The organism is Roseibium sp. AS2 (assembly GCF_038900065.1).
Taxonomy (GTDB): Bacteria; Pseudomonadota; Alphaproteobacteria; order Rhizobiales; family Stappiaceae; genus Roseibium.
The window spans coordinates 761,043-775,046 of sequence record NZ_JBBMQN010000001.1; the positions used below are offsets into that span (position 1 = coordinate 761,043).

Below are 14,004 nucleotides of genomic sequence, written 5' to 3' on the forward strand. Positions count from 1 at the left end.
GGGAGACAGTCGCTTTTATCCGCCGGAGAGCCTCATTCGCGAGACGGAGGCATTCTTGGAAGGCGAAGACCTGCGCCTGTTGTCGAAAAAGCTGACCCCAAACGACATCTGTGCCGAATTTCTGGCGCTCAGCGTGGTGGAACACAGTTTCTCTCCGAACCTGGGCATTCGCGTCGAACTCAACACGACTGGAGCGACGATTTCGGACACCGGCCGGGGAATGAGGCTTCATCCGGATAGCGGAGACACGATGTCACACGCGGAACGGGCCTTGACGAGCTGCTATCCGTGCCTGCCTTCGGATCCGGACACGGAACGTACCTTGTTGGACATGATCTGGCGCGACCGCGGCTCGCTCGGACCTGCTCTTGCCAATTTTGCCTGCCCCTCCCTGACCTTCGTCAGCAGGCGTCGCGGTGAGGCCTGGTCGCAGGTTTACCGGTACGGAGTCGCCCAGAGCGCTCCCTTCAGGATCGGACCAACAGACCGCAAGGGAACGACGATTTCCTTTGAAACGCCAGGTCGCATCGAACCGGCAGCCTTCAAAAGGCTTGCGGCAGACCTGTCGGTCCGGATACCGGGGCTGCGTATCTCGCTGTCCGAGCGGGCTGCTGTGTGACGCAAGGTCTGCGTCTGCGACCTGACCATGGCTCGCCCTAATTCGCAGGAACCGGAGAGTGTTGATTTTCACTCATCTGACAGGACCTGGAGAACCACGCCCTCCATCCGGACATCGTCACGCCGTTTTCCCGCACAACCTGGCAGCTCCGCGCGGCCGTGTTTCCGGAAGGATGCCGGAGGGGCTGGCGGTCCGTTACGTCTGCCGCAACAAGACCCTGTCGAAAAAGGCCGCGAGATCGCTGTGGGCGGTCAGGGGCAGGAGTTCGGCGACGTACTGGTCGGGCCGGACGATCACCAGGCAACCGTTGGCGCGGTCAATTCCGCGCAGGTCGAAAATGTCGGCGCCCTCTGGCTGGTCCGCGCAGAAGATCTTTTCATAGTCCACGAGCCCGTAGCGTCCCTTTGCCGGGAGCAGGAACGCAGGCATTTTCTCGATGCCGAGATCCCGGTGGGACTGCTGGAAGATCGCCCGAACGTCGATAACGGCGTCCACGTCCCTGCCCGGCGGCGTGTGCCGCAGGATCGGCGAGCCGGGGGCGGTCTGAAGAAACTCGCAGAGGTCGGCGAGGGCCGCATGCGGTGACATGCTGTTCCCGGCAAAGGCGAAGACACGCCAGCGGCCGTCCGCCGTGATCGTGTGGCCCAGATGCATCCGCCTGGCGTCGGCAAGGCGAACCACAGGTGCTGAATGAAAGCGCATGCCGAGCAGACATCCCGTGGCCAGATGCTGGTGTGTGCCGGTTCCCGTCAAGACCGACGAACGGTAGCGCGACGCGGTGCCGGCGGTGTAACGGCCGTGCCGGACGAAATATTTCCGGACTTCTTCCGGCTCCACGCCGTCGGGGGTTTCCGCCGACTTCACCGGCGCGCTCAGCATCCTGGCCCAGTCGCGATCGAAATCGATCAGGTTGCGCGCGATATCCTGGCGTTCCGCCGAATAGCTGTGCAGCAGTTCCGGTCCACTCAATCCCGTCAGCACATGCGCCAGTTTCCAGCCCAGGTTGAACGTGTCCTGCATCGACACATTCATGCCCTGCCCGGCTTTCGGACTGTGGGTGTGACAGGCATCCCCGGCGATGAAGACATGGGGCAGACGGGGACCGGTCTCCTCCCCTTCCAGCTCCGCCTCCGGCACGTCGTCGAACCGGTCGCAGAGCCGCTGGCCGATTTCGTAGACCGACCACCAGGCGACTTCCTTCACGTCGAACGTGAAAGGATGCAGGATCCTGCGCGCGGCCTGGATCAGGTGGTCGACGCCGATGTTGCGGCCGGCGACGCGTTCGTCCGGCCTGAGCTTGTCGAGTTCCACATAGATCCGCACCAGATAACCGCCTTCGCGCGGAATGATCAGGATGCTGCCCTCGACGGCGGATTGCACCAGCGCCTTGTAGCGGATGTCCGGGAAATCGGTGACCGCCAGCACGTCCATGACGCCCCAGGCCTGGTTGGCGGCCTCGCCCTTCAGGTCGCGGCCAAGGCATTTGCGCACCATGCTGCGCGCGCCATCGCAACCGACCACGTATTTCGCGCGCACGATCTCGCCCTCGCCTTCGCGGTCCGGGCCGGTGCGTTCCAGGTGAACCGTGACCGGATGGCCGTCCTCGCGCGCCGCCACGTCGATCTCCAGCGCGGTGACACGGCGGCTGTAATTCGGCTCCAGCCGGTTCAGCGCGTTTTTCATGATTTCGAGGTAGAAGTCGTGGACACGCGCCTGATTGAGGATCACATGCGGGAACTCGGACAGGCCGTCCTCGACATCCTGCACCCGACCGCTGCGGGCGATCTTTTCCGGTCCGGCCGGGTCCGGTTTCCAGAACGTGGTCTCGTTGACCCAGTAGGCTTCCCTGGCGACCTTTTCCGCGAACCCGAAGGCGTTAAACATTTCCATGGTGCGGCAGGCAATGCCATCGGCCTGGCCAAGCTGCAGCGGGCCGGGTTTCTGGTCGACGATCCGGGTTCTGATATCGGGAAACGCCGCCAGTTGCGCCGCCAGCGTCAATCCGGCCGGCCCGCAGCCGACAATCAGGACATCGACCTCTTCCGGCAACCGGTCAGAATCGGCCAGAGCGGCCTCGTCCCTGGTCGGGTCGGCAATGTCCGGATCTCCGGTCCTGAACCCGTTCAGATGAAACTGCATCGACCGTCACCTCCGCCCTTGCTGAAGACCCGTGCCTCGGAAGATCCTCTGATGCCGCTCCGGTTCGGGGCGCCCGTTTGGCCCAGGTTGGAACGATGCTACAAGAAGCATCGAATCCTGCTATTTAATAAGCATACTGATTATCAGTATGCTGTCAATTAATCTGCATCTGGAGACTGGCGTGAAAGACCTCAACGATTTTCCGGGTCATCTGATCCGCCGACTGCAACAGATCGCGGTGGCCGTGTTTCATTCAGAGGTCGAGGCGGCCGGTTTCGATATCACCCCTGTCCAGTTCGCGGCCCTGTCCCGTGTCGGAACCCATCCCGGCATCGATCAGGCCACGCTCGCCGGCCTGATCGCCTATGACCGCACCACCATCGCCGGTGTGGTGGACCGCCTGGTGACCAAGGGGTTCCTGTCGCGCGAGATCAGCGCGAGCGACAGGCGCGCCAGGGTTTTGCACATGACCGAGACGGGGCGGGCCGCGCTGGAAAGGCTGACCCCAGCGGTCGAACATGCGCAGACGGTCATGTTGAGCGGACTGGATGAAGCGGAGACCGAGGATTTCCTACGGCTGTTGAAGAAAGCGACCGACGCGGTCAACGATCTCAGCCGCGCGCCCCTGCGCCCCGCGCCAAAGGACCGTTGAGGGCTTCAGGTATGCACAAGCCTACCTGGAAAGACGGTGTCAGTGGCCGTCAGTCGTGTCCCCGCCAGGAGACAATCTCGTCATAGACGCCGCCCTGGATCAGGACGCCCCGATTGACGAAGTCGCCCGTGGTGTGAATGGCGATGACATGGCGCTGGCGCGCGGACTTGTCGTAGAAATAGACCGGGCTGCCGCTCTGTCCGCCTTCCGTGTCGACCATGTAGTCGATGAACGCGCCATCCTTGCTCAGTCCCGCGGTGCGCCCGGCGTTGTACCAGAGCGTGCCATAGGGTTTGTCGGGGGAATGCGGATAGCCGGCCGTGTTGACGAAAAGACGCTCGTTGTCGGCCGCGTCGAAGGTGGCCGCGAAATCGCGCAGGCCGAAATAGCCGAGGCGCTCACCGATTTCCCGGGTGTCGATGCGCAGGCCGGCATAATCCTGGCCCTGTGCCTGGCGCTGAAAATCGGCAGCTTCGGCGGTCGATCGGGCGATCTTCTTCCACAGGTCCGGAACCATGTGGTTCTTGCCCCGCGAAGGCACGTCGCACACACGGGTGCCGTAAGGGGCAAGTGTCGCGTCGCGGCCCGGCGTGATCCGGACGCGTTCGGCCAGGCGCGGCGGCTGCTCCCAGCCGTAAAGGCTGCGGTCGACCAGCACATGGGCAGCGGTGACAACAAGGTCCGCGCCCGCCAGAAAGCCGGTGCCGAAGCCGACCGGACCCCGGTCGTACTGGACCTCCAGATGACAGATGCAGCGCCAGGGCGTCATGGCCGTGTCGGCGATGCGCTGGCGGCTGTCGAAGCCGATGACCTTTTCCTGCTGCGGCACGGGCGGCGTGCCGAAACGGCCGCCGTCGGAGAAGAAGCCGCCATCGGGCCGGTCCCGAAGAAGCTGCGGCCCGAACACATCCTGCCGGAAGCCGGCGGTGGCCGCCCGGTAGAAGTTGAAACCCTCGACCGGTTCCGGCGAGCCGCCGCCGTTGGTCTCTTCCATGTAGCTCCGGACCTTGCGGTCCGGGCCGGATTTTCCCGACTTTGCCATGGATCAGCCCTCCCCCAGGAATTCGCCGAGCGACAGGGCGACATAGCCTTGCGGCGCCTCGACCCTGGCGCCGGCACGGGAGATCCGGAGCGGACGGACACTTTCCCTGTCCGGCGCGGGACGGTGATCGCCATACTGGGTCCAGTCATGCAGGAAGATGTCGGCGAAATAGGCATTCGCCCGGGCATTGCGGACAATCAGGCTGGCATCCCTGTTGGGGCCGGTGCCACCGCCGGTCAGATTCTGCGAGCCGAGCATCACCGTGTGATCGTCGACGACCATGCCCTTGGTGTGGTTCTTCGGGAAGAACCGCATGTGATCCCGGTCGGTCCGGATGCCGAAGGCCTTGAGCCGGCGCATGGTCTTCCTCTCGCTGCCGAAGATGTTGCGGAACAGGATGCGCACATCGACCCCGGCCCGCTGACGTTCCCGGATCGCCCTGGCGATGGCCAGGAAATGATCCGGCGTGTCATCCAGGTTTTTCCAGAGGTTGAAGGACTGGTTGCAGATCCACAGACGGGTGGTCGCCGCGTTGACGAGATCGAGCACCTCTTCGGGATAATTGTCGGGCGTCAGCAGCGGATGAACGGTCATGTCCTCATGGAGGTCAAGTGGCGGGAACGGCCTGAAGGCCGAGGGCCGGCGTGAGCGCTCCAGCATCTCGACGGGCACCAGGATCTCGTCGTCCAGAAGCCGGCGGCCGGATTCAAGGCTGCTCGCAAGCGCGTTGTCGATCTGGTCCTGCTCGAGATGCGCGCGAAACGTCCCGGCGAGCCCCTCATGCTCGACCACCGCGTGATACTCGCGGTTATAGTCGGCAACGGTCTCGAAGCCGAGGCCCGGGATCTCGTCGACGGCTATGTCCAGAGGTTGCTGGTTCGAGGACTGCCAGTTGCCGCTGGACAGCCAGAAGATCTTGTCCTCTTTCTTGTTGCCCGGCAGCCGGTCGGTCCAGACCGCCACCTTGATGTGATAGGCGGTCGCGAACAGGCCGCCGCTGCCCAGCGCCGCCTTGGCATAGAGAAACCGCTTGCCGAGCGCGTCTTCCAGATCCCTGATCGTGTCGCGTTCGGGAATGTCGTCCTTTTTGGTGCCGTCGCTGATGTCGTCCGGATTGACCGGCTTGTCGCCCCTTTGCCGGTCGAGGGTCAGGGTGATCCGCGGCGTCGGCCGCGACCGCCCGGCAATCGCCTTCAGGGCGTCGACCACATGCGGTGCCGTGACGTGGTACATGCCGATGGTCAGCTGCTCGTATTTGTCGATCTCGAGGAATTCGCGCAGGACCGGCCAGCCGGCCTCGGGACTGACGCACAGGCGCATCTTGATCTTGTCCGTCACCGGGGACAGGTCGAAGCGCTGGTCCTGCAGATCGCGGGAATACCCGGCACGGCGCCCGCGAAAGGCTTCGGTTTCCACCCGGTATCCGAACATCTCTTCCGCGATGACCTGCGGATCGGCGAATTCGATGACCACCGGAACCCCGGAGAAGCTGTCCTCCAGACCATAGGCGGCGCTGGCGAGAGCGGCCCCGGGTGCCACGGCGACCACGACACCGGTGTCGTCGCTCAGGTCGTCGTCGATGAACAGGAATTCGGCACTGACCTCCAGCACGGCAGCGCCGTTGGGCGAGGCCAGGGCGATCGCACGCACGGCATCGACCACGGCATCGGCGCTGGCCCGGTCGGTCTTTCGGGAGACATTGCCTGCATCATCCGCAAGCGGCGCCGAAATCGAGGCGCTGCCGCCGCCCAGGCTGAGCCGGATGCTGAGCGGCACGGTCAGATTGACCGAACCGTCGGGCATGACCCGGGCCGGGCTCTGGCCGGCCGGTTGCGGCTGGATCGCGCCTTGGGTGGGATTGCCCGTTGCCTCGTCTCCCCGGATCCAGGGGCTCATGGCAGTCCCCTGCCAGGGCCGGAGGCGGACGAGTTCGCGCAAGGACCGGACCGGGACCGCGAAATTGTTGGAAAACGCGGTGCCGGCAAAATGCAGGCCGACGGCGGCTTTCGACTGGCAGTCCCAGACGAGTGCGCCCGAGTTGCCGGGCAATGTCGAGCAGTCATGGGTGATCACCTGGCCGCTGTCGCCTGTCAGCCGCCCGAGCGCCAGCCGCTTGATCCCGAAACTCTCGCCGAACACCCGGGACAGGTTCTCCGCGTATTCGACGCGATCGTCCTTGCCGGGATACCCCAGAACCGCCAGCAGACTGGTCTGGTCGAGACCTTGCGCGAGAGGAACCGGAGGCGAAATACGGTCGGCCCCCGCCTGCCGTCTGACACGCAGAAACGCCACGTCCCGACGCTGATCCGGCGAGATCCAGATCACTTCGGTGATCGGAAACTCCCGCGGGTGCGCGCTGCCGATTTCCTCCCTGAAGTCGATCATGGCCCGCTGCGGGATCTGGAAATCGGGAATGCCGGGGCGGAACACGAAGCCGTCCCCGCCCCTGTGCGCGAAGACCTCGGCGACATGGGCGTTGGTGACGACAATATCGGTCTCGCCGTCAAAATCGATGATCCAGCCCGTGCCGGCCCACTCGTAATGCATGTTGTTGAAAAGCTCGATCCGGCCGACAGAGGGAATGATCGCCGTGATACCGGCCTGGTGGGTTTTCATCTCCTCCAGCAGATCCGGGTCCATTTCGTGATTGGCCGCGATGGAATAGTCCGTGGCGATTGCGTCTTCCCGGATCCAGAGGACCGGGCGGGACCAGCGAATGACGGCCTCGAGCGAGGCGGCTTCGGTCTGGCCGCCGGCTGCACGCGGAAATCCGGGAGCCTCGGGATCGATGCCCGGTGCCATCGGATCCGTCATCCTGCGTTTCACCGCAGCAAGCGACATGCCGTTGTTCGCGGTGAGTTGCTGGACCTTTGCCTCAAGGCGCGCCAGATATTCCTTTTCCAAAGCCATGATCCGCTCCCCCAGAGGCCGGTTGAATGAAATTCATACTATACCTTACCGGTTGTGAAAATTGTGACTGCCCGATGACCATTTCCGCTAGGGAATATGGCCGGGAGCTGCAAGTATCCGCTGACAGGGCAAGGTCTTTACATTTTGTGCTGCTTGTTTAGGCTTGTCGGCACGACGAGCACCCGCCAATGCACGCGGCCTCAACACCCACACCCCCAGACAGAATTGCGATACGCACCATGACCGAAGCCAAGAGCGGCGACACGGTTCGTCTTCATTACAAGGGCACGCTGGACGACGGCTCTGTCTTCGACAGTTCGGAAGGACGGGACCCCCTGGAATTCACCATCGGGTCCGGGCAGATCATTCCCGGTCTCGACGAAGCCATTCCCGGCATGAAGGTCGGTGACGAGAAAACCGTCCGGATCGAAGCCGAAAACGCCTATGGCGCCCACAATCCGGACGCGCGGCAGGCCGTGCCCCGGTCCAACATTCCCGACAACGTTCCGCTGGAGGTCGGCCTTCAGTTGCAGGCGCAGACCGACAACGGCCAGATGATGACCGTCGTCGTGGCCGAGATTGCGGAAGACGAAGTCGTGCTGGACGCCAACCATCCGCTGGCGGGCAAGGCGCTGACCTTCGAGATCCAGCTGACCGCGATCGGCTGATACGGCAAGCCGCCGTTGGACGGCACGCTCCGAATGCACAAGCCCCGCGGTTTCCCGCGGGGCTCTTGATCCAAGGAGAGCGAAAGGTCTTCCGGTCGCTCTCCTTGCCGCTCTGGCGGGTAAACTGTCAGTTCAGGTAAGCGCTGTCATTTGCCTTCTGAACCTCGGCCTTGAAGGACTTCAGCAGTTCGTTCGCCCTGGCGTCGAGATTTTCCGCCACGTGCGCTTCGAATGCCGGTTGCGCGGCGGCCGCCATAGCAGCACGCTGGTCGGCGCTGAGCGCGGTCACTTCCATCTTGTCCATCAGGCCGGCCAGACCGCGGTCGGAGGCCTCGATGATGCGCGACAGGCCACGGCTCGCAGTCGTGCAGGATTCAGCCGCATAGCGCAGGGTTTTCTGCTGATCCTCGCTCAGGCCTTCAAAGAAATCCCGGTTGACCATCAACGTGTAGGGCGAGAACAGGTGGTTTGTCAGCGTGAGGTATTTCTGCACTTCCGAAAACTTCGCGAAGGAAATGATCGGCACCGGATTCATCTGGCCATCGATGACGCCGGTCTGCAGTCCGGAATAGACCTCACCCCAGGACAGCGGATAGGCCTGGGCACCCAGCGCCTGCATGATGGTCTGGTGCGAAGGCAGCGTCATGGTGCGGATGCGGATGCCGTCGAAATCCTCAAGCGACGCAATGGGCTGCCTGGAATTTGTGACCGCGAAGAACCCGCCCGTATCCGGAAAGCCGAGAACGACGACATCGCCGAGTGTCGCCTCGATGTCGGCTGCGAGTTCCTTGCCGAAGTCGCCGTCGAAGACCTCATAGGTCGCCGCGTTGTCGGCAAAGGCAAAGGGAAGGTTCAGAACATCGACGCGCGGGTAGTAGCTCGCCAGTGCGCCGGTCGAGGTCAGCGTGGCCTGCAGCACACCGTCGCGCACGTGCTGAACATGTTCGGCGGCCGAGCCGAGCTGGTTCGAACCGAAGACCTCCACCTCGACCGCGCCGTTGGTGTCGGCCGCGACGATGTTGGAGAAGACGGCCGTGCAGGCATGAGCCGGATTCTCGAACGGGTCGGTCTTGTTGTCGTGACCGAATTTCAGCACCTTTCCGTCGGCGAGCGCGCTTCCAGCCATGAGCGTTGCGGCAAGACCGATAGCCAGTCCCTTTGCGATTGATTTCATTTTCTTCTCCACTTCCTCTGTCAGGTTGTTTTGGTTTTTTATTGGGCGAACCCGAAGGCGCGCGGCAGAAACAGCGCCGCGCTTTCCCAGAAAGCAAACAGGAACAGGACCGCCAATTCCGCGACCAGAAACGGCCACAGCTTGATGGCGATCCGTTCCAGTTTCTCTCCGGTAACCGATGAAAGAACGAACAGGCACGCGCCGACGGGCGGCGTCATCAGGGAGATGTTGAGCGCCAGAACGAAGATGATGCCCGCGTGGATCGGCTCCAGGCCCACCTGGGCGGTGAGCGGGACCAGCACCGGCGCCAGGATGATCAGGATGGCGGTGATATCCATCACCATGCCGACAACGAGCAGAAAGCCGATGATGATCGCGATCACGAGGTAGCGGTTGTCGGAGAGCCCCAGAATGGTCTCCGCCAGCAACTGAGGCACGCGCTCGAAGCTCATCCACCAGCCGAGAATGCCGGCAAAGGCGATGATCACGAAGATCACGCCCGTGATCCGCGCGGTGCTCACGAGCATTTTGTAAAGCGCCGCCATCGTCAGTGAGCGGTAGACGAACGCGCCGATGAACAGGGCATAGGCCACGGCAACCGAAGCCGCTTCCGTCGGCGTGACCACACCGCCCAGAATTCCGCCCAAGATGATGACCGGCATCAGCAGTGCGGTGAGGGAGGACACCAGAACCTGCCGGATCTCCTTCAGGTTCGCCCGGCGCTCGGCCTTGGGCAGACTGTTGCGGGTCGCCCCAAGCGCGATGACAGCCATGCACACGATGCAGATGACGAGGCCCGGCAGAATACCGGCGGCGAACAGGCCGCCGATAGAGACCCCCATCAGCGATCCGTAGACAACCATCAGGCCGGACGGCGGAATGGTCGGGCCGATGATCGAGCCGGCCGCGGTCACCGCGCAGGCATAGTCGCGGCGATAGCCTTCCTTGACCATGGCGGGCACCAGCGTGCGCCCGAAGGCGGCGGCATCCGCCGTTGCCGAGCCGGTCAGCCCCGCGAAGAAGACGGAGGCCAGCATGTTGGTGTGCGCCAGGCCTCCCCGGAAATGGCCGACAAGGACCTGCGCGAGACGCACCAGGCGGTCGGTGATGCCGGTGTGGTTCATGATCTCACCGGCCAGGATGAAGAACGGCATCGCCAGGAAGGGAAAGATGTTCAGGCCGTTGAAGATGCGGCTGGGTCCGATCGCAAGGAACTGATCGCCGCCCATGTCGATCAGCCCGATCACCCCGGCTGCGCCGATGGCGAAACCGATGGGCATGCCGAGAAGGACGAACCCTATGAAGACAGCGGCGACAATCATGCTGAGGTCTCCGCGAACGGCGGTGCATCAAGATGTGTGCCCGCATCCCGGATCATGGCAAGAACCGTCTGGACCGACGCGAGCGCGGCGGCTGCCGGTATCGCGGCGTAAAAGGGTTGAAGGCTGACGCCGAAAATCATTGCCTGACGACTCGCGCCGCTCGCGGCGAAGCCGAGCCCGTACCAGAAGACGTATAGAAACAGAGCCAGGACACACAGATCCACAGCGATCAGGACCGCCCGGCGCAATGGGACGGGCACACGCATGATCACGGCCGTCAGGCCGATATGGTCGCGCCGGGCAATGCCGGAGGAGACCGCCAGCAGTGCCGCCCAGATCATCAAGTAGCGGGCGACAATCTCGGGCCACGGCAATTGCCAGTGAAAGTAATACCGGTCGACAACCCCCAGCCAGACATCGAGAACCAGCAATGCCATCAGCACGGCTATGACGGCTTCCGCAGCCGTATTCAGCTTCGCGCTGGTATGAACAGCCCACGCACGCATGTGGCTTCCCTCTAAAATGTATCTTAGTTACATTTTCAGAGGAATTTCAGCGTTCAGTCAAGCCTATTTTGTTTCTTAATTACATTTTTGATGAAAATCAGTCTATATTCAGCCCCGCGTTGACGCTTTTCTGTAATCAAATTACAAATTTGGCAACCATGGAGACATATGTGCAGGCTAAAATAAGACCCCCGTCCGGCGACCGCTCCAGCGGCCATGCTGCGGTCGACCTCATTTCGGCCCTCCGGGACCACACCGGCTTTTCGGCGCGCGAGCGCAAGGTGGCGGATTATGTGCAATCTCACCTGTCCGAAATCTCGGACATGACCATCGCCGCCCTGGCGAAGGCCTGCGGTGTCAGCACGCCGACGGTGGTCCGCTTCTGCAGAACGCTCGGATGCGACGGGTTTCGCGAATTCAAATTGCGCCTGGCGCAGAACCTTGCTGTCAGTCTTCAATATATCTCGCCGCCGCCTTCCAGCGAGCAGGTCGCCAGCGACACCGCCATCGACCGGGTCTTGGGTGCGCTTTACGCGACCGCCAATGTCATGCGCCGGCAGGTCGATCCGCAAGACCTTCAAAGGGCCGTAACCGAGATAGCGTCATGCCGTCAGCTCCTGACAGCGGGAATTGGCGGCGGGTCGTCGATGGTCGCGGGGGAAGCGGCCAACCGGTTCTTCCGGCTGGGCATTCCCTCCTTTGCGCTTGAGGACAGCTACCTTTTGCAGATGCGGGCCGCGACGCTCGGCCCGGACGACGTACTGCTGTGCGTCTCGGCCAGCGGCGAAGCGGACGAACTGGTCAGCGCCGCCGAGATCGCCGGCGGCTACGGCGCGACCACCATCGCGATCGCGCCCAAGGCGTCCCGACTGGCGAAGATTTCCAAGATCGCCATCCTGGTTGATCTGCCCGAGGACCCCGACATCTACAAACCGACCGCTTCGCGCTACGCGAATCTGATCATCGTCGATGCCATAGCCATGAACGTGGCCCAGACGCGTTCGGCGACGACAAGCGAAAACCTGAGACGCATTCGCGCCTCCCTGACCGCATTCCACGGACGCACCGGTCCGCAGCCTCTCGGCGACTAGGTCAAGAACCGGTCCATGAAAAAAAACGCATGAGACTCAAATCGCCGCAATCTGATGCAAATCTCAGAAGGCGATTGCATTTCTTGTGGCGGTCACCCTATTTAGGTTGCTGGTTTTCAAACGCTCTCGACCGGAGATACGGAATTCATGTCAGTAGATGTTGACGCGCTGGTGGACAGAAGGCGGCTGAGGCGCAAGGTGACCTTCTGGCGGATCGCGACCTTCGCCATCGTCGCCCTGGCGCTGATCGGCGGCCTTCTTTACGTATCGGGCGTCGCGGGACTGTCCAAGCGGTCCGCCCATATTGCGCGCATTCCGATCGAAGGCGTCATCCTGGAAGACCGCAAGACCCTGAAGATGATCGAGAAGATCAGCAAGTCCGATGCTGTCAAGGGCGTCGTCATCTCGATCAATTCTCCCGGCGGAAGCACCACCGGCGGCGAAGCACTCTATGAAGCCCTGCGGGGCCTTGCCGAAAAGAAACCGGTCGTCGCGGAAATCCGTACCGTGGGCACATCCGCCGGCTACATGGTCGCGCTGGCCGCGGACCACATAGTCGCCAGGTACAACACCATCACGGGCTCGATCGGTGTCCTGTTCCAGTTCGGCAACATCCAGAAGCTGATGGAAACCATCGGCGTGAAAATGGATGCGGTCAAAAGTGCGCCGCTGAAGGCCGAGCCGGACTTCTATTCGCAGACCAGTCCCGAGGCGCGAGCGATGCTCGAAACCCTGGTCATGGCCTCCTACGACTGGTTTGTCGGACTGGTGGCGGAGCGGCGTGAACTGGACCTGCCCAAGGCGAAGGAACTCGCCGACGGCCGCATCCTGACCGGTCACGACGCGCTTTCGGAAAAGCTGATCGATGCCATTGGCGGCGAGAAAATCGCCATCGACTGGCTGGTCAGCGAGAAGGGCGTGGCAAAGGACCTTCCGGTCGTCACATGGACGACCAAGGAGAACCTGGAAGAGCTTCCTTTCTCCTCGCGCATTTCGCGAGAATTCGGAAATGGAGTCGGATCCGCCCTTCTGCAGCCTATTAATAACGCTAAGGGGCTGATTCCGCGAGGCCTTACGCTTGACGGGCTCGTATCCGTTTGGCAGGCTTCTGACGCGGCGGACAGCAATCGTTAAGCGAGGGGGCCTTCATGATCAAATCTGAGCTTGTTCAGCACATAGCCGAACAAAATCCGCATCTCTATCAGCGGGACGTTGAGAACATCGTCAACGCCATATTGGACGAGATCACCGAGGCCCTGATGCGCGGCGACCGCGTGGAGCTTCGCGGCTTCGGCGCGTTCTCCGTCAAGAACCGCCCCGCCCGTATCGGCCGCAATCCGCGAACCGGACAGAAGGTGGAAGTGGACGAGAAATTCGTGCCGTTCTTCAAGACCGGCAAGGAGATGCGCATCCGGTTGAACGATGGTGTGGATCACGGCGACGACTGATTGCGCCGGTGTCACGATCCCATCTAGAATCGAACCGTGATTTTGAAAAGTCCGGGAGAAAGCTGTGACCCGTTTCATCAAGAACGTGATCTTGTTTGTGATCGCGGTTGTCGTTATTGCCCTGGCGGTTACCAACCGGCACACGGTGTCCCTGTCCCTGAACCCGTTCGATCCACAGGACCCGCGCCTGACCATTCCGGACATTCCGTTGTTCTGGGTGATGTTCGCCAGCCTCTGTGTCGGCGTCGTCGTCGGCGGCCTGGGAGCCTGGGCAAAACAGGGCCGCTGGCGCAAGGAAGCCCGCGTCAAACGCCGGGAAGCCGACAAGTGGCACAAGGAAGCCGATCAGCTCCGCGACATGCAGGCGCCCGCACAGCCGGCCAGCGGCGTCAAGGGCCTGGCGGGGCCAGACACCCGCTCGGCTGCCTGACAG

13 protein-coding genes are annotated in these 14,004 nt (G+C 62.6%); 7 read left to right on the forward strand and 6 right to left on the reverse strand.

Annotated features, from left to right (window positions below):
• Window positions 1-55: 55 nt before the first annotated feature.
• Window positions 56-619: a hypothetical protein gene (locus WNZ15_RS03500; protein WP_342891542.1), complete on the forward strand. Its 564-nt coding sequence runs from the start codon at window positions 56-58 to the stop codon at window positions 617-619.
• 195 nt (window positions 620-814) lie between these two features.
• Here WNZ15_RS03500 and WNZ15_RS03505 read toward each other — a convergent pair whose 3' ends face one another.
• Window positions 815-2,758, reverse strand: a complete 1,944-nt coding sequence (locus tag WNZ15_RS03505) for an FAD-binding monooxygenase (RefSeq protein WP_342891543.1) — start codon at window positions 2,756-2,758, stop codon at window positions 815-817.
• A 181-nt stretch (window positions 2,759-2,939) separates the two neighbouring features.
• On the opposite strand from WNZ15_RS03505, the gene WNZ15_RS03510 reads away from it, so the two are divergent.
• Window positions 2,940-3,410: a MarR family transcriptional regulator gene (locus WNZ15_RS03510; protein ID WP_342891544.1), complete on the forward strand. Its 471-nt coding sequence runs from the start codon at window positions 2,940-2,942 to the stop codon at window positions 3,408-3,410.
• Between the two features lie 49 nt (window positions 3,411-3,459).
• On the opposite strand, the gene WNZ15_RS03515 is transcribed toward WNZ15_RS03510, so the two are convergent.
• Both WNZ15_RS03515 and WNZ15_RS03520 read right to left on the reverse strand, forming a co-directional pair.
• Window positions 3,460-4,452, reverse strand: coding sequence for a trypsin-like peptidase domain-containing protein (locus WNZ15_RS03515; protein ID WP_342891545.1), 993 nt, complete (start codon window positions 4,450-4,452; stop codon window positions 3,460-3,462).
• Window positions 4,453-4,455: 3 nt separating this feature from the next.
• Window positions 4,456-7,362 carry a phospholipase D-like domain-containing protein gene (locus WNZ15_RS03520; RefSeq protein ID WP_342891546.1) on the reverse strand — a complete coding sequence of 969 codons (2,907 nt, stop codon included), beginning with the start codon at window positions 7,360-7,362 and terminating at the stop codon, window positions 4,456-4,458.
• 239 nt (window positions 7,363-7,601) lie between these two features.
• On the opposite strand from WNZ15_RS03520, the gene WNZ15_RS03525 reads away from it, so the two are divergent.
• Window positions 7,602-8,030, forward strand: a complete 429-nt coding sequence (locus WNZ15_RS03525) for a peptidylprolyl isomerase (RefSeq protein ID WP_342891547.1) — start codon at window positions 7,602-7,604, stop codon at window positions 8,028-8,030.
• A gap of 127 nt (window positions 8,031-8,157) precedes the next feature.
• Here WNZ15_RS03525 and WNZ15_RS03530 read toward each other — a convergent pair whose 3' ends face one another.
• From WNZ15_RS03530 to WNZ15_RS03540, 3 genes are read right to left on the reverse strand one after another with little or no spacing between them, the layout of a single operon-like run.
• Window positions 8,158-9,204 carry a DctP family TRAP transporter solute-binding subunit gene (locus WNZ15_RS03530; RefSeq protein WP_342891548.1) on the reverse strand — a complete coding sequence of 349 codons (1,047 nt, stop codon included), beginning with the start codon at window positions 9,202-9,204 and terminating at the stop codon, window positions 8,158-8,160.
• A 38-nt stretch (window positions 9,205-9,242) separates the two neighbouring features.
• Window positions 9,243-10,526, reverse strand: coding sequence for a TRAP transporter large permease (locus WNZ15_RS03535; RefSeq protein WP_342891549.1), 1,284 nt, complete (start codon window positions 10,524-10,526; stop codon window positions 9,243-9,245).
• Window positions 10,523-11,032 (reverse strand): TRAP transporter small permease subunit, encoded by a 510-nt coding sequence (locus WNZ15_RS03540; protein WP_342891550.1) that lies wholly within the window; start codon window positions 11,030-11,032, stop codon window positions 10,523-10,525. Before WNZ15_RS03540 ends, WNZ15_RS03535 begins: the two co-directional genes overlap by 4 nt.
• Before the next feature lie 170 nt (window positions 11,033-11,202).
• Here WNZ15_RS03540 and WNZ15_RS03545 point away from each other — a divergent pair, with 170 nt between their 5' ends.
• The 4 genes from WNZ15_RS03545 to WNZ15_RS03560 all read left to right on the forward strand — a co-directional run bounded on the left by WNZ15_RS03545 (window position 11,203) and on the right by WNZ15_RS03560 (window position 14,001).
• A complete protein-coding gene (locus tag WNZ15_RS03545; RefSeq protein WP_342891551.1) occupies window positions 11,203-12,123 on the forward strand; it encodes a MurR/RpiR family transcriptional regulator in 921 nt (306 codons plus the stop codon).
• Between the two features lie 147 nt (window positions 12,124-12,270).
• Entirely contained in the window at window positions 12,271-13,257 is a 987-nt protein-coding gene (gene sppA, locus WNZ15_RS03550) for a signal peptide peptidase SppA (RefSeq protein ID WP_342891552.1), read from the forward strand.
• A 14-nt stretch (window positions 13,258-13,271) separates the two neighbouring features.
• Window positions 13,272-13,571, forward strand: a complete 300-nt coding sequence (ihfB, locus tag WNZ15_RS03555; protein ID WP_269584269.1) for an integration host factor subunit beta — start codon at window positions 13,272-13,274, stop codon at window positions 13,569-13,571.
• A 64-nt stretch (window positions 13,572-13,635) separates the two neighbouring features.
• The gene (locus tag WNZ15_RS03560) at window positions 13,636-14,001 is read left to right on the forward strand and encodes a lipopolysaccharide assembly protein LapA domain-containing protein (protein WP_342891553.1); all 366 of its coding nucleotides are present in this window, start codon (window positions 13,636-13,638) and stop codon (window positions 13,999-14,001) included.
• Window positions 14,002-14,004 lie beyond the last annotated feature (3 nt).

Coding starts and splice junctions, on each gene's coding strand:
- WNZ15_RS03505 (WP_342891543.1), bottom strand. CDS start 2,758: ATGCAGTTTCATCTGAACGGGTTCAGGACCGGAGATCCGGACATTGCC.
- WNZ15_RS03515 (WP_342891545.1), bottom strand. CDS start 4,452: ATGGCAAAGTCGGGAAAATCCGGCCCGGACCGCAAGGTCCGGAGCTAC.
- WNZ15_RS03520 (WP_342891546.1), bottom strand. CDS start 7,362: ATGGCTTTGGAAAAGGAATATCTGGCGCGCCTTGAGGCAAAGGTCCAG.
- WNZ15_RS03525 (WP_342891547.1), top strand. CDS start 7,602: ATGACCGAAGCCAAGAGCGGCGACACGGTTCGTCTTCATTACAAGGGC.
- WNZ15_RS03530 (WP_342891548.1), bottom strand. CDS start 9,204: ATGAAATCAATCGCAAAGGGACTGGCTATCGGTCTTGCCGCAACGCTC.
- WNZ15_RS03535 (WP_342891549.1), bottom strand. CDS start 10,526: ATGATTGTCGCCGCTGTCTTCATAGGGTTCGTCCTTCTCGGCATGCCC.
- WNZ15_RS03540 (WP_342891550.1), bottom strand. CDS start 11,032: ATGCGTGCGTGGGCTGTTCATACCAGCGCGAAGCTGAATACGGCTGCG.
- sppA (WP_342891552.1), top strand. CDS start 12,271: ATGTCAGTAGATGTTGACGCGCTGGTGGACAGAAGGCGGCTGAGGCGC.
- ihfB (WP_269584269.1), top strand. CDS start 13,272: ATGATCAAATCTGAGCTTGTTCAGCACATAGCCGAACAAAATCCGCAT.